Raw genomic sequence first — 18,093 nt, 5'->3', positions numbered from 1 at the left:
AAGGAGAGAAAATATGCGGATCAAGGGAATTGTGGCCGGTCTGTGCCTGCTGGCCGCTGCTGCGCCAGCTTGGGCGGATGATGCGGCGCAAACCGAGCTTTTGAGTGCACAGATGGCGTATCAGGAAGCATTAAAGGCGCAAACCGATAACGGCAGCCGTGTGAACACGCTGCGCACCCGTTTGGAAGCGGCGCAAACTGCTTTGCAGCAGAAACAGGCGGAAATCACGCAGTTGCAAACGCAATTGAATGAGGCGGATGTGGCCGCGCAGCAATCAAATACCACGCTGGAAGAAGCCGGCCGCCGGTTGGACGCGGCTTGGACGGCAGTACGCGGACAGCAGCCTTAGTCGAAGATTAGTAGCAGCAGATTTTTAGCTTTGCAGAAACTGGTTTTGACTGGTTAAAGCTGCGCTTTCAGGTAGCCTTTCCGTACGGAGAGGCTACCTGAAAGTTTATGTGAAAGTTTTGATGTTGGAGTTTGTATGGGAGAGGCTACCTGAAAGCACGGCGCAGCAGGGTTTCTGCGCAGTTAAAATTTCAGATAGCCTTTGCTTGCCCAGCTATATCGGCATATAAAAAACCGGCCTGATTATTCAGGCCGGTTGGTTTATGCTGCGAGGGCATGAAGCCCCGTACCGCGTGGGTTAAGCTTTAACAATCTTAACTTTGTAGCGGCCGTCTTCTTGACGGTAAGCACCGTGGATGTCGGTTTCGAAGCCGGGGAAGTGGGCGCCGATTTCGCACAGCATCATCAGGAATTCCAAGATGGGCTTGCTTTCTTCGGTAATCATTTCACCAGGCATTACCAACGGTACGCCGGGAGGATAGGGCAGAATCATGTTGGCGTTGATCTTGCCTACCATGTCTTCCAAGTAGCAGTCTTCAATCTGACCTTTCAGCTCAAGCTGGAAGGCTTTGTGCGGGTTCATCACCATAGTCGGCAACACTTCGAATGCGCTGAACATGAGTTCAGGCAGGTTGTGTTTGCAGATCAGGCTGTGGATGCCTTGTGCCAATTCTTGAATCCGCATGTCTTGGTAGAAAGAGGGAGATTCGTTGAATACGCGCGGCAATACTTCTTCTACGGTGGCGTTGGCATCGTACAGGGACTTGAACTCGTTCAATGCGTGCAGCAGGCTGAGGGCTTTGGTGTCGTCCACGCCGATGCTGAAGAGCACGAGGATGTTGTAGGGACCAGTTTTCTCCACGATGATGCCGCGGTCTTCCAAGAATTTGGAAACGAGGTTGGCGGGGATACCGGTTTTTTCCAGCTCGCCGTTTTTATCCAAGCCCGGGGTAAGCAGAGTTACCTTAATCGGGTCGAGGTACATGTGCTGGGCGTCGATGTCTTTGAAGCCGTGCCATTTGTCGGTTTGATGCAATTCCCAGCATTCGATGTTGTCAACATTTTCAGGTTGCCATACATCGAAATACCATGAGTCGGCATGGGCTTTGTGTTTCTTGATTTCCTTACGGAATTTAACGGCGCGTTCCAGTGAATCCTGCATCAGGCGTTTACCGGAGTTGCCGCGCATCATGGCTGCTGCCACTTCAGTAGAGGCTACCATGGGGTAGAACGGAGAAGTGGAGGTGTGCATCATGTAGGCTTCGCCGAAGGTGGCGGTGTTCAGGTTACCCTTAACGTGAATCATGGAAGCCTGTGAGAATGCAGCCAGCAGTTTGTGGGTAGAGTGGGTTTCAAAGATTACCTTGTCTTTAACCTGCTTACCGCCCATACCGGTTTTGCCGTTGTAGATCGGGCTGAAGTTGGTGTAGGGAACCCAAGCAGAGTCGAAGTGGATGGATTTCACATCCAGGGTGTCTTTGATCTTGTCGGTGTTGTAGAACAGGCCGTCATAAGTGGAGTTGGTAATCACGGCATGTACCGGCCAAGTGGCGCCCGGAACTTTGGTAAGTTTTTCGGTAATAACTTCTTTGGTGAATTCTTTTTGCGGAATACCACCCAAGATACCGTAGGCGTTACGGGTCGGTTTCAGATACACCGGAGTAATGTCGCTCATCATCAACAGGTGGGTTAATGATTTGTGGCAGTTACGGTCGATCAGTACGGTGCTGCCAGCCGGAACGGAGTACATACCCACGATTTTGTTGGCGGTGGAAGTACCGTTGGTTACGATGTAGCTGTGGTCGGCATTGAAGGTTTCGGCGATGTATTCTTCGGCCTCTTTGTGCGGGCCGGAGTGGTCGAGCAGAGAGCCCAATTCGCCCATAGAAACTGAAATATCTGATTTGAATGTGTTTTCACCGTAGAAGTCGTAGAACAGGCTACCTACGGGAGATTTCAAGAAAGCGGTACCGCTCATGTGGCCCGGAGTACAGAATGTGTATTTGTTTTTATCAACGTAGTCAAACAGGGCTTTAGTGAAGGGCGGGGTGATATTGTCGATATAGTGACAGATTGCTTTTTCAATTTTATCAACGACGTCTTCGTTGCTGAACAGATGGCAATCGATGAAGGTGGCATGGTCGCCTACAGCGCCGAAGTCCACGGGTTTGTCGCAGTCGGTGGGCTTCAGAATGAATACGGGTAGCTCATCGTTGAGTGCAATAATTTGTTCGTCTAATTCTCGGTTGAAAATATCCAGTGTACAAAGCACTGAGCCTATTCTGGCGTCATGTTTCAGGAACGTCAGGATTTCTTGCGGGTCATGGGCTATTCGGATGGTGTGACCACCCTTTTCCAAAGTTTCAATCAAGCTCTTCAGATAGTCACCAAGTTCCTTATGACCACAGCCTAATAAGATGTTCTTCATGATCTAAATCCTTTAAGTAAATAAAAAAACAACTGCTTTTGCCAGCAGGTAAGCTGGCTTTTTGCTACCGCCGCTGTTGTGCCATTTTGGCGCAACAACAGTAGTGGCAACCTGTGTTTTGCCGCTTGCGGATACAAGGGCAAAAATAAACCTGCATATGGGGTATGCAGGCAAGTGATTGATAGGGTATTAATGATATTCTTGGCTGTGTGGCCTGGCATTAGATAGAGAATCGTGGCAGCCGAGGCTGGCGGCGGGTAGAATATCGGATTACAGTTAAGGACTGATAAGAAAATGTAACAGTTCTTTAGCTGTTGCGTTCAAGTGGGCAAATATTAGAATTATTTGCATACCTTGCCTGCATTTAAAGCTGGTTGATTTTAAAGAACAATATCTTGATATGTGGCTGAGTTGGCAGTTTATTTGAATGCCTATCTATTTATTGATACATCATATCATAAAATATGGCGCCTTGGGTTGACCTTAGTCAGAAATTTTTAGAGTAAAGCTGTAGGATAGGGTGTGGAAAAGAAGTGGAAGAGCTATGCCGGCAAGGGATTAGCGTGAGTTTATAAAAATAGAAACGGTAGGCTTGGGGAAGCACCTACCGTTGGAGAAGCGAGTTTGTTGCCGAATAATAAGGAGGAAGCAGTATTTTCAGGTAGCCTCTGCCTGCTCTTGCCAGGCGGGACGTTTCCATTTAGGGGCGTCTTGGAAACGATAGGCGGCCATTTTGTTCAGCAGGGCGGGGATGCTGCTGTCTGTACACACTAAGCCGGTATTGGCGGCTGGCATGAAACCTTGGCTGGCGGTGTGTTGCAACAGGGTGGTGATAGGATTGAAAAAGCCGTTGATGTTGAGCAAGCCGATGGGTTTGCTGTGCAGTTTGAGCTGGGCGGCCGAGAGCACTTCAAACAGCTCTTCGTAGGTACCCAACCCGCCGGGCAAGGCGATGAAGGCGTCGGCCTGTTCAATCATTTTGGTACGCCGATCGGCCATATTATCGGTGATGATGAGCTCGGTGAGGCGGCCGTGCGCCATTTCTTCGTGGCGCAGGAAGGTGGGGATGATGCCGGTTACTTTGCCGCCGGCAGCCAGGGCGGCAGAAGCCACTTCACCCATCAGGCCGATGCCGCCACCGCCGTACACCAGCCGGCTGCCGCGTTCGGCAATGGCACGCCCCAGCTCGCGGGCAGCTTGGCTGTAGCTCGGGTCTTCGCCGAGGTTGGAGCCGCAATAGACGACAATATTGTTCATAGCGTTCATATTTATTCTTTCAGGTAGCCAGAGGCCTTGGCTAAATACTGCCCACGGCATATTTCTGTGTTGCATGTGCACGCCGTAAACTGCATCTATATTCGACAGCTTGGTGCAGGCCTCATCCTCTTGGAAGGTAGTGGTTTCGGCAATTAGCCGGTAAAAGTGAAAAGGTGGATTATAGCGAAATAGGAATTTTTGCGCACAGGCCGGAGGGTAGGGCGGCCAAAGGCTACCTGAAAATGCCACAACAGCTTTTCAGGTAGCCTTTGGCTTTAGGTGGAACTGATGCGTTCAGGTAGCCTGAAACCTGTATGGTGCAAAAAAACAGGCTGCCGATTGCTCCGGCAGCCTGTTTGGCGTGTATCGTTAATGCCCGTGGTGGCAGCCGCCGCCGGCTGAGGCCATGGCTTCGGCAGCCTGGGCATCGGCGTGGTAGCTGGAGCGCACCATGGCGCCGATGGCGGCGTTGGTGAAGCCCATGGCATAGGCTTCGTGCTCGAACTGTTTGAACATTTCGGGGGTAACGTAGCGCAATACGGGCAGGTGGCTGTTGCTGGGCTGCAGGTATTGGCCCACGGTAATCATTTCGATGTTGTTGGCACGCATATCGCGCATGATTTCGCGCACTTCGTCGTCGGTTTCGCCCAAGCCAACCATGATGCCAGATTTGGTGGGGATATGCGGCATCATTTCTTTGTAGCGGCGCAGCAGTTCGAGCGAATGCTGGTAGTTGGCGCCGGGGCGGGCTTGTTTGTAGAGGCGCGGGTGGGTTTCCAGATTGTGGTTCATCACATCGGGCGGGGTTTTGGCCAGGATTTCGAGGGCGATGTCCATACGGCCGCGGAAATCGGGCACGAGGATTTCGATTTTAGTGTTGGGGCTGCGCTCGCGGATGGCGGTGATGCAATCGGCAAAGTGCTGGGCGCCGCCGTCGCGCAAATCGTCGCGGTCTACCGAGGTGATAACAACATAGCGCAAATTCATGGCGGCCACGCTGGAGGCGAGATGTTGCGGCTCTTCGGGATCGAGCGCGTTGGGGCGGCCGTGGCCGACGTCGCAGAAGGGGCAGCGGCGGGTGCAGATGTCGCCCATAATCATGAAGGTGGCGGTGCCGCGGCTGAAGCATTCGCCGATATTGGGGCAGCTGGCCTCTTCACACACGGTGTGCATTTTCTGATCGCGCAGGATGTTCTTAATTTCAAAAAACTTTTTGCCGGTGGGCAGCTGGGCGCGAATCCATTCGGGCTTTTTCAGCTTCTGCTCCAGCGGCACAACCTTAATCGGGATACGGGCAACTTTGGCCGCGCCTTTGTGTTTGACGCCCCGGCTGTTGTCTTGTTTGTTTTCTGTGGTCATGGTTTATACCTTTGCTGTGTTTTTAATGTGGTGTGTACTTTTCAGGTAGCCTGTGGGTGATCTAATCGGCCTGTTTTTCAGGTAGCCCCAACTGCTGCTGCAAATGGGCAGTCAGCTTGGTGGCCACGTCGGCTACGGATGGGGTGGGCTGCACCAAGTCGGCAATTTGGGTCATTTCCAGCCCGGCGTAGCCGCAGGGGTTGATTTGGCGGAAGGGGCTCAAATCCATGTTTACGTTTAATGCCAAGCCGTGATACACCGCGCCGCGTTTGATGCGGAGGCCGAGCGAGGCGATTTTTTTGCCTTCCACATACACGCCGGGGCGCTTCGGGTCGGCTGCGGCGGCGATGCCGTATTCGGCCAAGGTGGCGATGATGCTGTTTTCCAAGCGGCTCACCAATTCGCGCACGCTGATTTTGCGGCGTTTGAAGTCGATTAGGGTATATACCACCAGCTGACCGGGGCCGTGGTAGGTAATTTGGCCGCCGCGGTCGATTTGCACCACGGGGATATTGCTGCGGGACAACAGGTGCTCGGCTTTGCCGGCCATGCCTTGAGTGAACACGGGCGGATGTTCCACCACCCAAAGCTCGTCTTCCGTGCTATCGTTTCGGGCGTCGGTGAAGGCTTCCATGGCGTGGAAAATCGGGCTGTATTCGGCTAGGCCAAGCTGGATGACTTTCATCACAGCACCACTTTCACCATCGGGTGCGAGGTGAGCGCGCGGTAGATATCATCGAGCTGCTCTTTGTTTTCGGCGTTGATGGTAACGGTTACGCCTTGGTAGTTGCCCTGGCTGCTTTCGCGGTGCTGCAAATCGTGCTCGGCGGTATCCGGCGCGTGCTGCTGCACGGTTTCGAGCACTTTGGCGGCAAATTGGGGGTGCTTGGCGCCCATGATTTTGATGGAGAAGCGGCAGGGGAATTCCAGCAGGGTTTCTTGGTTGGTTTCGCTCATGATGGTCTTTCAAGCGGCCGCCGTTCGGGGTGGCGGCGCGGTATAATCAGGGTGGCATTTTACTGGAAAACCGATGGCTTGAACAACACGCCGCCGTGTGGCGGAAATAGGGTTTCAGGTAGCCTTTGGCGCCGGATAAAGGCGACCTGAAAAGATTAACTGCCTGATTTTTATAGCTGCTTAAAATAAGAATAAGACGGCTTTGGTTTGCCGCTTTGTGTTATTTCAACAGAGAAACCGCTATAGTGTGTCAGAAAACCGCTGCCTGCTCCGTCTAAGCTATGTCTTCCATTTTTCCGAAAGCCCGAATCATGCTGCGTAAAATATTGTTGCTCTTAGCCGCCGTCATTCCCGCCGTTCTTATTCTCGGCTTGTTTGCCCCTAAGTTCATCGCTCAAGCCAAACCCGGAGCCCATACCATGCCCAATAATCCCGCCTTTGCCCAACGCCTCGTTTCCCTGCACACCCCTGATGGCCGGTCGGTGCAAACCCTGCTCAAGCCCGGCCGACCCACGCTGGTTAAATTCTGGGCCAGCTGGTGCCCCTTGTGCCTAAGCGAGCTGCAAACCACTGCCGAGTGGCAGCAGTCTGCCGAATTTTCCGGCGGAAACGCCCGTGCCAACCTGATTGCCGTGGCCTCGCCCGGATTTCTCGGCGAAAAGCCGGAAGCCGAATTTAAAGAATGGTTTGGCAAGCTCGATTATCCCGGTTTTCAGGTAGCCCTCGATGACGGCAGCCTGGCCAAAGCCGCCGGTATTGGCGTGTATCCCAGCTGGGTGTTGCTTTCTGCCGACGGAGAAATCTTGCGCGTGCACAAGGGCAGCCTGCAGCACGAACAAGCCCTTGCCCTGCTCGACAACCCCAATGCCGATCTCGCCGCCGTGCCCGTGCAGCAACACTACACCGCCGCCGACGGCAGCAGCCGCACCGCGCACACCAAAACCATCTATCTGGCCGGCGGCTGTTTCTGGGGAGTGGAAGCCTATATGCAGCGCCTGCCCGGTGTGGTGGATGCCGTATCCGGCTATGCCAACGGCCAAACCGCTCATCCCAGCTATGAAGACGTGATTCACGGCAGCGGCCATGCCGAAACCGTGAAAGTGGATTACGACTCCGAGCGCATCAGCCTGACCGACCTATTGCGCTACTACTTCCGCGTAATCGACCCCACCTCGCTCAATCAGCAAGGCAACGACCGCGGCCGCCAATACCGCACCGGCATCTACTACACCGACCCGGCCGAAGCCCAAACCGTGCGCGCCGCCCTGGCGGCCGAACAGCGCAAATATAGCCGCCCCATCGTGGTGGAAGCCCTGCCGCTGCAACACTTCTATCCTGCCGAGGCCTATCATCAAGACTACCTCGCCAAAAATCCCAACGGCTATTGCCACATCGACATCGGCCTGGCCGATAAGCCGCTCGAACCGGCCGAGGGCAGCAGTGCTCCCGCCAAAGGCTTCAATCCCACCACCTACCGCAAGCCCGACGACGCTACCCTGCGCCGCACCCTCACCGACGAGCAATACCGCGTTACCCAACATGGCGACACCGAACGCGCCTTCAGCCACCAATACGACAACCTGTTCGAGCCCGGCCTGTATGTCGATATCGTCAGCGGGCAGCCCCTGTTCAGCAGCCGCGACAAATTCAACTCCCATTGCGGCTGGCCCAGCTTTACCCGCCCCATCAGCCCTGATGCCGTGACCGAACACGACGACTACAGCTACCATATGCACCGCACCGAAGTGCGTAGCAGCGCCGCCCATTCCCACCTCGGCCACGTCTTCCCCGACGGCCCCCAAGATCGCGGCGGCCTGCGCTACTGCATCAACGGCGCCAGCCTGCGCTTCATTCCAGAAAACCAAATGCAGCAGCAAGGCTACGGCGGCTACCTGAAAGATTTGCATTAAGCACGGATCAATGCAAAAGGCTACCTAAATGTTCAGGTAGCCTTTGTTTTGAGATGGCTGATCTAGCTAATCTAATTAGAATTGATAAGCTGGCGAGCTGCAGACAGTACAGGTGTATGGCAAGGATAGCTAGCACCGTATCAGCAGTTGAGTTGATTGGCTAAAGGCTACCTGAAAAGGAATAACGAGCTTTCAGGTAGCCTTTCCCGCATAAAAAAACTGCCTGCATATTGTTTGCAGGCAGTTTGGCGCGAAATTGGCAGAGCCGGCTTATTTGGCAGCGGCGGTACCGAAGTATTGCTGGTGGATGCGGTCGTATTCACCGCTGGCTTTGATGGCGGCCAGGGCTTTATTGAGGGTGTCGCGCAGTTCAGTGTCGTCTTGGCGCAGGGCGATACCGTAGTGTTCGGCTTCGAAATCGGGCACTTTAATCATGGTGAAGCCTTTGTCGCCGTTGTGTTTGATGAATTCCATCACCACGGAGCTGTCGCTCACGGCTGCGTCCACGCCGCCGTTTTGCAATTCTTTCAGCAAGAGGGGCAGGCTTTCGAAGCGGGTTACTTTAGGATTGGTGGCGCCCAAGAGTTTGGAAGCAGCCAAATCGCCGGTATTGCCGGTTACCACGCCTACGCGGTTGAGGTTTTTTAAATCTTCCACAGAAGCCACTTGTTTGCCTTCGGGCACGGCCACTACTTGGGTGATTTCAAAGTAGGGGTCGGTGAAGAGCATGCTTTGTTGGCGTTCGGGGGTGATGGTTACGGCGGCCACCACTACGTCGGCATCGCCGTTGCGCAGGCTATTGAAGAGGCTGTCCCAAGATTGGTCTTTAAATTCCACGCGGTAGCCGGCTTCTTTGGCTAAGGCGTTGATGAGGTCGATGTCGAAGCCGCTCAGGCTGCCGTCGGGGTTTTTAGATTCGAAGGGGGCGAATTCGGCATTGGTGGCCACGCGCAATACTTTTTCGCTGCTGGGGGCGGAAGCGCCAGAAGCGTTGGCATCGGCAGGCTGTGAAGCTTGCTGGGTGCCGCCGGAATTGCCGCAGCCGCTGAGGGCGATGGCGGAGCAGGCCAGGGCGGTGGCCAGCCATTTTTTCATGTTCATTGTTTGGTTCTCCTGGATTGGTTTGGATATTAATTAATGATTGCGCTCCGTGCGCATCATTCGGGAACACATCATACAACCATATGCGGAAATTCTAAAGGTTTATTGCAGAATATAGCCCAAGCACCTTATTTCTACTGAGGCAGTGGGCGCACTTTGTTGCCTGATTCATGCTGTCTGTAGGCTGCATTGTGGGAAGAAGTAATCGCTTCAACGATATCGGGTAAGGCTACCTGAAAGCATCGGCTGCTGCGAACCTAAAATGCCATTTCATTGTTCGACCTGTATCGATGATAGCCAGCTTCGGTGCAGCAAACAGACTCAAGCTACGCCGTGTGGGCGAAACTCCACTATAATAGCGGCTGTTATCATCTTAATCGGTGCACTTTAAAACCATGCCGTATCCGTCTGCCCCCGAACAGCCCGAGCGCCGCCGCCTGCTAGCTTCGCTGGCTGCCGTTTCCGCCGTTGCCTGCCTGCCTCAAGCCGCCCGTGCCGGGGCGCAGCGCGAGGAGACGCTGTCGGACGATGTCACTTCGGTGATGCGCCATTCGGTGAATAATGTGAACCCGCCGCGCCTGGTGTTTGAAAACCCGTATAACGCGCCGCGCTGGCTCAATGATATGTCGCTGCGGCTGGCGCGTTTTGTGCCCGACCCGCTGGAGCGCCGCCGCCTGCTTATCAATATTCAATACGAAACCACCCGTGCCGGGCTGGATACGCAGCTGATTTTGGGGCTGATTACGGTGGAGAGTGCGTTTCGGCAATATGCCATCAGCAGCGTGGGTGCGCGCGGGCTGATGCAGGTGATGCCGTTTTGGCAGCGCTACATCGGCAAACCAGAGCACAACTTGTTCGACATCCGCACCAACCTGCGCTACGGCTGCACCATCCTGCGCCACTACAGCAATCTGGAAAACGGCAATATGGAGCGCGCATTGGCGCGCTACAACGGCAGTCTCGGCAGCCGGCGCTATCCCGATGCAGTGATTGGGGCATGGCAGAATCGCTGGCAGTGGTCGTAGTTAGGTTACCTGAAAGTCTATGTTTCGATTTTCAGCATAGCCGAAGTGTCTTTTCTATTTTCAGGTAGCCTCAAGCGCGAAGCAGGCTACTTGAAAAAATATAATCTGAGATCAACTGCAAAATATGAAATATTTCACTGCCGCGCAAGCCTTCAGCCAAACCATCAAGAATCTGCATATCCTACTCAAACCGCTTGGTTTCAAGAAAAAAGGCAACCACTTCTACCGCTACATCAAACACGGCGTTGGTCAGCTTATTCACACGCAAAAAAGCCGGTGGAGCCACAAAAGCCGCATCAGCTTTACTTTCAATATCGGCCTCGCCTGCCCTCCGTTGCAACATGATCCACGTTTCCAAGAAGCCGGGCAGCCCCTGCCCGATTTTCCGAACATACTCGATTGTCTAGTACAGGAGCGAATCGGTTTTCTACTGCCCGAGCCGGGGCAGCAAGATATTTGGTTTGAAGTGGCAGACGGAGCCAATAACGCTGCCGTTTTGCAAGAAGTGCAAACCATAGTGGAAACATTTGTGCTGCTACACTTTGCTGCACACAACCTGCCGCAGCAGCTTTATCCGCTTATCGGCAACCGGCACGCCATGCAGCTGGCTGCTAAGTTGGGAGAACCGGAACAGGCGCAACGGTTTTACCGGGCAGAGCGCGAATGGGCGCAGCAGCGCTACCATGAAGAGTGCCAAGCAGCCAAACATTTCCAACCCGGGGATGATGAATATTACGAAGACGAAGATGGCTGCATTGTGTTTGGCGGCGAGCAGCCCGATCCGCAAGTTTGGCTGGATTATTTGTCGGAGTTAGAGCGGGATGCCGCCCGGTGGGGTGTGCTGACGTGAGCTTTATTACACATATATCCTTTCAGGTAGCCTCAAACGCGAAGCAGGCTACCTGAAAACTAATCCGGCCTTGCCAGCGTTAAAAGCCCACCGACGGAGCAAGGCTTCGGGTATAATCTGCGGCGTTTTTCCCCAACTCTTTTGGTTAAACACTATGTCTCGAGCTCCCCGTACTGCCTTATTACCCGCAGAATGGCTTGCCAGCGCATCGCTTTCCGGCGTGTATGCGCTGCGCATGTTGGGCATGTTTTTGGTGTTACCCGTGTTGGCGCTGTATGCCAAAGAGCTGCCGGGCAGCACGCCTGGGTCGGGTGGTTTAGCGATTGCGGTGTATGGCTTGACGCAGGCGCTGTTTCAGTTGCCGCTCGGTATGCTTTCCGACAAGCTAGGGCGCAAAAAGGTAATTTACCTCGGCCTGGTGGTGTTTGCTTTGGGCAGTTTTATTGCCGCTGCGGCAGATAGCGTTACCTGGCTGCTCATCGGCCGGGCGATTCAGGGTGCCGGTGCAGTGAGTGCGGCAGTTACCGCGCTTTTGGCCGATTTAACGCGTGAAGAAGTGCGCACCCGTGCCATGGCTTCGGTGGGGCTTACCATCGGCTTAACTTTTGCTGTCAGCATGGTGGTTTCGCCGCTGCTTACCCGCTATATCAATGTTTCCGGTCTATTTGCGCTCACCGGTGCGTTGTGTGTGCTGGCTATAGGTGTGGTGGCGTGGATTACGCCCAATCCGCAGCGAGGAAAGTTCCACGAAGATACGGAAATGCAAACTTCGCGTATTAGCGAGGTGCTGCGCAACAAACGCCTGATGCAGCTTAATTTTGGTATCTTCGCCTTGCAGGCGGTGATGATGGCGATTTTTGCCAGCCTGCCGATTGTGATGCGCGGCCTGGGGCTGCCCAAAGAGCAGCATTGGCAGCTTTATCTGCCGGCGGTATTGCTGGGATTGCTGTTGATGGTGCCGGCGATTGTGGTGGGCGAAACGCGCAATAAACTCAAGCAAGTGTTTGTGGCCGGCATTGCGCTGATTGCGGCGGCTTTATGCGGTATTTATGCCGGCCAGGCTTCGCTTTTGGCTATTGGCATATCGTTGGTGGTGTATTTTGTCGGCTTCAATATTTTGGAAGCCAGCCTGCCGTCTATCGTGTCGAAAGTGGCGCCGACGGATTTAAAAGGCACCGCCATGGGCATGTATAACACGGCGCAATCCATCGGCGTGTTTGTGGGCGGCGCGGCCGGCGGGCGCTTGTTTGAACATTTCGGCTTGATCGGCGTGTTTGCCTTTTCTATGGTGCTTACGCTGGCCTGGTTGCTGATGGCCGCAGCGGCGCCCGCACCGGCTGCCGTACGCAATTTAGCACTGAGCATACCTCCCGTATGGCAGGGTTGCGAAGAGCGGCTCTTAGCCGTGTTGCAGCAGTTTGAAGGCGTGGAGGCAGCCAGCCTCAGCGCCGACCGTTCAACCGTTTACATCAAGGCGCGGCAGCAGGGTTTCGATGAAGCCGCAGCCAAACAGATTATTTTAGGAGGAAATCATGTTGAATAAAGTGATACTTATCGGCAACTTGGGGCGCGATCCCGAAGTGCGCTACCTGCCCAGCGGCGATGCTGTAGCCAATTTTTCTATTGCCACCAGCGAAAACTGGAAAGACCGCAACGGGCAGCGCCAGGAGCGTACCGAATGGCACAACATCAGTATGTTTGGCCGCTTGGCAGAAATTGCCGGCCAATATCTGAAAAAAGGCAGCAAGGTATATATTGAAGGCCGCATCCAAAGCCGCAAATACACCGGCAAAGACGGCATCGAGCGCACCGCCTACGACATCGTGGCCAACGAAATGAAAATGCTTGATGGTCGTAACAGCGGAAGCAGCCCCTACGAAGGCAGCGACCAATACGCAGCCGCCCCCAGCAGCCCGCGTCAGCAATCCGCCCAAAGCTATAATGAACCGGCTTACGCCGCCGAGCCACCCGCTCCGCCCCGCCGCCAAGCTGCCGCCCCCGCCCCGGCACCGATTGACGATATCGATGACGATATTCCCTTCTAGTGTCATCCAGGGGATAGAAATGGATAAATCATGGGGTTGGTACGCTTTGGAAGAAGTGTGTAAATTACTAGGAAAAATTAGGGCACAGTAACAAGGCCGACTGATTTGTATGGGCTACCTGAAAATTTTCAGGTAGCCTTTATGCCAAATTTAAGAGTTCAATCTACTGCGTTCAGGTAGCCTGCTGTGTGGGGGTAGGCCGGAACAGACAGAGCATATATATGTTATTTGCTTAGTAAAGCCAAAATTGGCTGAGCTTGATAGCACGTTGCAATAAAAAAGCTACCTGAAAATTTCAGGTAGCCTTTTTCCAGCTTATCCGCTCCTATGCACCATCGTCCAAATGATCCGGCCGGGCGAGGATGGTGCGTTTGCCGTTGTTGTCGGCGGGGGAAACGATGCCTTCGGCTTCCATTTGATCCACCAGGGTGGCGGCTTTGTTGTAGCCGATGCGCAGGTGGCGCTGGATGGAGGATATGGTGGCTTTTTGCGTGCGCAAAACGATGGCGACTGCTTCGTCAAACAGGGGGTCTTGGCCGCTGTTGCTGCCGCCGATGCCGCTGTTGGCATTGCTGAACAAATCGTCGCTACCCACGCCGGAGGTGAGGATGTCTTCCACATAGTCGGGTGCGCCGAAGCCTTTGAGGTATTCGGCCACGCGCTGCACTTCGCTGTCGGCCACGAAGGCGCCGTGTACGCGCTGCGGGTAGCCGGTGCCGGGCGGCAGGAAGAGCATATCGCCTTGGCCGAGCAGGTTTTCCGCGCCCATTTGGTCGATGATGGTGCGGCTGTCCACTTTGGAGGCTACCTGAAAGGCGATGCGTGTGGGGATGTTGGCTTTAATCAGGCCGGTAATCACGTCCACGCTGGGGCGCTGGGTGGCGAGAATGAGGTGGATGCCTGCGGCGCGGGCTTTTTGGGCGAGGCGGGCAATCAGCTCTTCGATTTTTTTGCCGGACGTCATCATCAGATCGGCAAATTCGTCCACGATCACCACGATGTGCGGCAGAGTGATGAGCGGCTCGGGATTGTCGGGGGTGAGGCTGAAGGGGTTGGCCAGCCGTTCGCCGCGGGCAGCGGCATCTTTAATTTTTTGGTTGTAGCCGGCGAGGTTGCGCACGCCCACATGGCTCATCAGGCGGTAGCGTTTTTCCATTTCGTTCACGCACCAGGTGAGCGCGTTGGCGGCGAGTTTCATATCGGTTACCACCGGCGCGAGCAGGTGTGGGATGCCTTCGTACACGGAGAGCTCGAGCATTTTCGGATCGATCATGATCATGCGCACTTCGTCGGGCGTGGCTTTGAACAGCAGCGACAAAATCATGGCGTTCACGCCCACGGATTTGCCCGAGCCGGTGGTGCCTGCCACCAAAAGATGCGGTGCTTTGGCCAGGTCGGTTACCACCGGCTGGCCGGTGATGTCCTGCCCCAGCGCGAGGGTGAGCTTGGATTTGCTTTCGGCAAACACGGGCGAATTGAACACTTCGCTCAGGCGGATCATCTGCCGCTTGGGATTGGGTAGCTCCAAGCCCATGCAGGTTTTGCCCGGAATGGTTTCTACCACGCGGATGGCAGCCACGCCGAGCGATCGGGCAAGGTCTTTTTCCAGGTTAATCACCGAGTTGCCGCGCACGCCGACATCAGGCTCGATTTCGTAGCGGGTAATCACCGGGCCGGCATAAGCATCCACCACGTTTACTTTCACGCGGAACTCGGCCAGTTTTTCTTCGATTTTGATGCTGTTGTCCAGCAGCTGCTCTTCGCTGAGGGTGGCTTCGTTGTCGTATTGCGGCGGCAGGAGCAGCTCGTTCATCGGCACATGGTAGTGGCCGAAATCGGCAAACGATACGGCGGAAACGGCCGAAACTGGCGCGGGCTGCGGCGGCAGGTCGGGCAGGGGAGGGATGCCGGGCGCGGCAGTGGGCGCGGGGCTTGTCCACGCAGCTTGCGCCTGGGCTTCGGCTGCGCCTTGCTCCAAGGCTTGCTGCCATTCGTTGCCGTTGTCGAATTCGATGGCGGGTTCGGTAGCCGGTGCTTGCTCGGTGAGCGAGAGGTCGGGACGGAAGTGATATTGGGCACCGGCTTGGTCGGCGGTGTCTGAATACGTTTCAGCGGTATCGTCGCTCACAGTTTCAGCCAAGCTCCAAGGCGGGCTGTCTTCAACGGTGCTTTGCGGGAAAAAAATCGGTGGCTGTTCGGCGGGCAGCGCCGACTCCTCCTCAGTGGGCTGGGCGTCGGGGCTTTCGGGCGCAGTGCCATGATTGAAGGGGGTAAAGCGGGTGGAAATCGGCAGCGGTTGGGCTTGCTGGAGCGGCATAGCCGTCGGCACTTGTGCGCCCTGGCTGTGGTTCACGCGCGCAGCGGCTGGAATCACGCTCTCACGCACGGTTTGGCGTTTGAAGCGGCTGCGCTGGCGATTGGCCGGGGCATCGGTTTTGGCCAGATTAGCCAAGATTTCGTCTTCATTGATTACCGGCAAATCGGGCTGCTGTGGGGCAATGGTTGGTTGGGGCGCGGGCTGGGGTTGCCGGCGTGCACGCAGGCGCTGGCGCAGGAGGTTGTTGCGGATGTCGTCGGGGCTGATGGTGTGCCGCTCTTCGGCAGGCTCTTCAGGCACAGGCTCGGCTGCAGGCGGCAGGTGGGCTTGAATTTTTTCGCGCACATACTGCACGGCTGGATCGGCTGATGTGATTTCTTCGCGCGGTTCGGCGGCGGGGGAGGGGGCTTTAATCGGCCAGTTCAGCACCACAGGTTCCAGTGGCTTGGCTTCGGCTGCTTCGTTTTTATGCAGCATACGGGTGGCTTCGGAAAGGGAAATGATGCTCGGCTCAGGCTGGTTTTCTTCGTTTTCGATGTTTTCAGGTAGCCTGTGGCGGGTGGCTTCGGCTTCGGTGATTACCGGCAAATCGGCATCGGGAGCGGATAAATCGTGGATTTCCGGCTCATCGGTAGTGTTGGCTTCGGTTTCGGCGGCATTAGCATCTTCAATATGTTCCGCCTGTTCGGCAGTAGTTTCCGGCAGCAGGGTACTTACTTCTTCTGCGGCTGTTTCTTCTTCGGTGGGGCTGAAAATCGGCAGTTCTTCTTGATTTTCGCTCACGTTGCGGCGACGCGTTTTTTTCTTCACACCGCCGGCAAGCAGTTCGATTTTGCGCTGTAATTCGTCTTGCACTTTTTGATAGTGCAGCTTCACTTGGGTTTGCGCGCGCTGCGGCAGCACGTTGGGGCGGGCAGGCTGTTGCTGCAGGGTGTTTTCCGCTTCGATATCAGTGGATTGCTTATTGTTTTGGTGCCGGTTGAGATAGGTAAACTCCAGCAGCCATTCGCGCTCTTCGCGCGCACGCCACCACAAGAGCACGGCGATGCCGGCCAACAACAGAATCAGCAGAAAAACTAAAAACATAAACAGCGGCTCCCGAATTTGGCGCAAAGGCTGGTATTTTAACGTGTTTCCCGTCGAAATTAAACCTTGTGGCCTGGGTAAAAACTCGACTTTGGCGCATTTCTGCGTGATGTGCTTCCCGATGGTCTGCCTATCTGTATGATATGTTTGCGCGTTCTGTGATGCTGGCGCTTTGATTGTTGCTCAAATCTAAGGCTTTACAAAGATCTCCGCCCGCATATTGCGGGCGGAGGGGGATAGCCAAACGGTTTACTTCTTTGGAATATCAAAGGTGGATTTCGACATTGTCGATGAGGCGCGTATTGCCCAAACGGGCGGCGGCTAGCACCACCAGTTCGTTGTCGCCGACATGGGCTATCTGAAGATTGCCCGCGTGGCGGATTTCCACATAGTCCACCTGCCAGCCGGCCTGTTTCAGGTTTGCTGCAGCCTGTTGCTCCAGCGCGGCATAGTCGCGGTTGCCGTTTTCCACTGCGCGGGCAATGGCCTGCAATTCGCGGTAGAGCTGTGGGGCTTGTTTGCGCTCGGCTTCGCTCAGGTATTGGTTGCGGCTGGAGAGTGCCAGGCCGTCGGCGGCGCGGCCGATGTCTACCGGCACGATTTCCACCCGGAAATTCAAATCGGCAGCCATGCCTTGCAGGATGGCCAGCTGTTGGTAGTCTTTTTTGCCGAAGCAGGCGTAATCGGGCTCAACAATGTTGAACAGTTTGGCCACCACGGTAGCCACGCCGCGGAAATGCCCCGGGCGGAACGTGCCGCACAGCTCGTTTTGCAGATTGGGCGGCTCGACGTTGTATTGCTGGGCCACATGTGGATACAGCTCCTGCTCGTTCGGTGCGAAGAGTACGGCCACGCCTTCACCGGCCAGTTTGGCAGCATCCTGCTCCAGCGTGCGCGGATAGCGGTCGAAATCCTCGCCTTGGCCAAATTGTAGGCGGTTGACAAAAATGCTTACCACCACCTTGTCTGCCCGTTTGGCCGCTTCGCGCACCAAGGCCAGATGCCCTTCGTGCAGGTTGCCCATGGTGGGCACGAATGCCACGCTGCCGGCTTCGCGGCGCCAGTCGCGCAGTTCTTGAATGGTATGGATAATTTTCATGGCGGGTTTGCCCTATCAATAAAATGCGGCGCAGTATACTCCGCCATGCTGGGAGAGGCTACCTGAAAAAACAGATGGTGGGGTTTCAGGTAGCCTTCATTGTTGGGTCACAGCATGGAGCGTGGATGGCTTGTTTGTATTTATGTAATGCGGCTTATGCGCTTCAAAATTTCAGGTGCACTTCAAAATTTCAGGTAGCCTGAGCATGAGAAGGCTACCTGAAAAATATGCCGGATATGAAGCAGGCTACCTGAAAATTCTAAAATGGGTTTTCAGGTAGCCTTTCCGGGTATAAACAAACCTACTTCCGC

At 55.0% G+C, this 18,093-nt stretch carries 14 protein-coding genes; 6 read left to right on the top strand and 8 right to left on the bottom strand.

Annotation, left to right across the window (positions count from 1 at the left end):
- Positions 1-13: 13 nt before the first annotated feature.
- Entirely contained in the window at positions 14-349 is a 336-nt protein-coding gene (locus HMPREF2541_RS02605) for a hypothetical protein (protein WP_064084908.1), read from the top strand.
- A 297-nt stretch (positions 350-646) separates the two neighbouring features.
- Here HMPREF2541_RS02605 and HMPREF2541_RS02600 read toward each other — a convergent pair whose 3' ends face one another.
- From HMPREF2541_RS02600 to HMPREF2541_RS02580, 5 genes are all read right to left on the bottom strand, one after another.
- Positions 647-2,776, bottom strand: coding sequence for a lysine decarboxylase LdcC (locus HMPREF2541_RS02600; RefSeq protein ID WP_003821689.1), 2,130 nt, complete (start codon positions 2,774-2,776; stop codon positions 647-649).
- 657 nt (positions 2,777-3,433) lie between these two features.
- Positions 3,434-4,108: an LOG family protein gene (locus HMPREF2541_RS02595; RefSeq protein ID WP_246824967.1), complete on the bottom strand. Its 675-nt coding sequence runs from the start codon at positions 4,106-4,108 to the stop codon at positions 3,434-3,436.
- Positions 4,109-4,402: 294 nt separating this feature from the next.
- Positions 4,403-5,392: a lipoyl synthase gene (gene lipA, locus HMPREF2541_RS02590; RefSeq protein ID WP_035579678.1), complete on the bottom strand. Its 990-nt coding sequence runs from the start codon at positions 5,390-5,392 to the stop codon at positions 4,403-4,405.
- A gap of 61 nt (positions 5,393-5,453) precedes the next feature.
- On the bottom strand, positions 5,454-6,077 hold the full coding sequence (gene lipB / locus HMPREF2541_RS02585) for a lipoyl(octanoyl) transferase LipB (RefSeq protein ID WP_003821683.1): 624 nt from the start codon (positions 6,075-6,077) through the stop codon (positions 5,454-5,456).
- Positions 6,077-6,352: an HP0495 family protein gene (locus HMPREF2541_RS02580; RefSeq protein WP_161802038.1), complete on the bottom strand. Its 276-nt coding sequence runs from the start codon at positions 6,350-6,352 to the stop codon at positions 6,077-6,079. The genes lipB and HMPREF2541_RS02580 overlap by 1 nt, the downstream gene beginning before the upstream one ends.
- 308 nt (positions 6,353-6,660) lie before the next feature.
- Between HMPREF2541_RS02580 and msrAB the strand changes: the two genes are divergently transcribed.
- Complete coding sequence (gene msrAB, locus HMPREF2541_RS02575) at positions 6,661-8,259, top strand: bifunctional peptide-methionine (S)-S-oxide reductase MsrA/peptide-methionine (R)-S-oxide reductase MsrB (protein WP_070541629.1); 1,599 nt, start codon at positions 6,661-6,663, stop codon at positions 8,257-8,259.
- A gap of 270 nt (positions 8,260-8,529) precedes the next feature.
- On the opposite strand, the gene HMPREF2541_RS02570 is transcribed toward msrAB, so the two are convergent.
- Complete coding sequence (locus tag HMPREF2541_RS02570) at positions 8,530-9,360, bottom strand: basic amino acid ABC transporter substrate-binding protein (RefSeq protein WP_003821679.1); 831 nt, start codon at positions 9,358-9,360, stop codon at positions 8,530-8,532.
- A 395-nt stretch (positions 9,361-9,755) separates the two neighbouring features.
- On the opposite strand from HMPREF2541_RS02570, the gene HMPREF2541_RS02565 reads away from it, so the two are divergent.
- The 4 genes from HMPREF2541_RS02565 (at position 9,756) to HMPREF2541_RS02550 (ending at position 13,280) form a co-directional block, all read left to right on the top strand.
- On the top strand, positions 9,756-10,385 hold the full coding sequence (locus tag HMPREF2541_RS02565) for a lytic transglycosylase domain-containing protein (protein WP_023886426.1): 630 nt from the start codon (positions 9,756-9,758) through the stop codon (positions 10,383-10,385).
- Positions 10,386-10,509: 124 nt separating this feature from the next.
- On the top strand, positions 10,510-11,235 hold the full coding sequence (locus HMPREF2541_RS02560; RefSeq protein ID WP_070541591.1) for a DUF4304 domain-containing protein: 726 nt from the start codon (positions 10,510-10,512) through the stop codon (positions 11,233-11,235).
- A 154-nt stretch (positions 11,236-11,389) separates the two neighbouring features.
- Positions 11,390-12,778: an MFS transporter gene (locus HMPREF2541_RS02555; RefSeq protein WP_070541588.1), complete on the top strand. Its 1,389-nt coding sequence runs from the start codon at positions 11,390-11,392 to the stop codon at positions 12,776-12,778.
- Positions 12,765-13,280: a single-stranded DNA-binding protein gene (locus tag HMPREF2541_RS02550; RefSeq protein WP_070541585.1), complete on the top strand. Its 516-nt coding sequence runs from the start codon at positions 12,765-12,767 to the stop codon at positions 13,278-13,280. Before HMPREF2541_RS02555 ends, HMPREF2541_RS02550 begins: the two co-directional genes overlap by 14 nt.
- Before the next feature lie 325 nt (positions 13,281-13,605).
- Here the strand turns inward: HMPREF2541_RS02550 and HMPREF2541_RS02545 are convergent, their stop codons facing one another.
- Together HMPREF2541_RS02545 and panC are read right to left on the bottom strand one after the other, a co-directional pair.
- Positions 13,606-16,683 carry a DNA translocase FtsK gene (locus HMPREF2541_RS02545; RefSeq protein WP_083296756.1) on the bottom strand — a complete coding sequence of 1,026 codons (3,078 nt, stop codon included), beginning with the start codon at positions 16,681-16,683 and terminating at the stop codon, positions 13,606-13,608.
- A 265-nt stretch (positions 16,684-16,948) separates the two neighbouring features.
- The gene (gene panC / locus HMPREF2541_RS02540; protein WP_049258429.1) at positions 16,949-17,782 is read right to left on the bottom strand and encodes a pantoate--beta-alanine ligase; all 834 of its coding nucleotides are present in this window, start codon (positions 17,780-17,782) and stop codon (positions 16,949-16,951) included.
- Positions 17,783-18,093: the final 311 nt, after the last annotated feature.

The organism is Eikenella sp. HMSC061C02 (genome assembly GCF_001809035.1).
GTDB classification, from domain to species: Bacteria; Pseudomonadota; Gammaproteobacteria; order Burkholderiales; family Neisseriaceae; genus Eikenella; species Eikenella corrodens.
The sequence above is the reverse complement of the archived record's forward strand: the minus strand, read 5'-3'. Positions and strand labels throughout refer to the sequence as shown.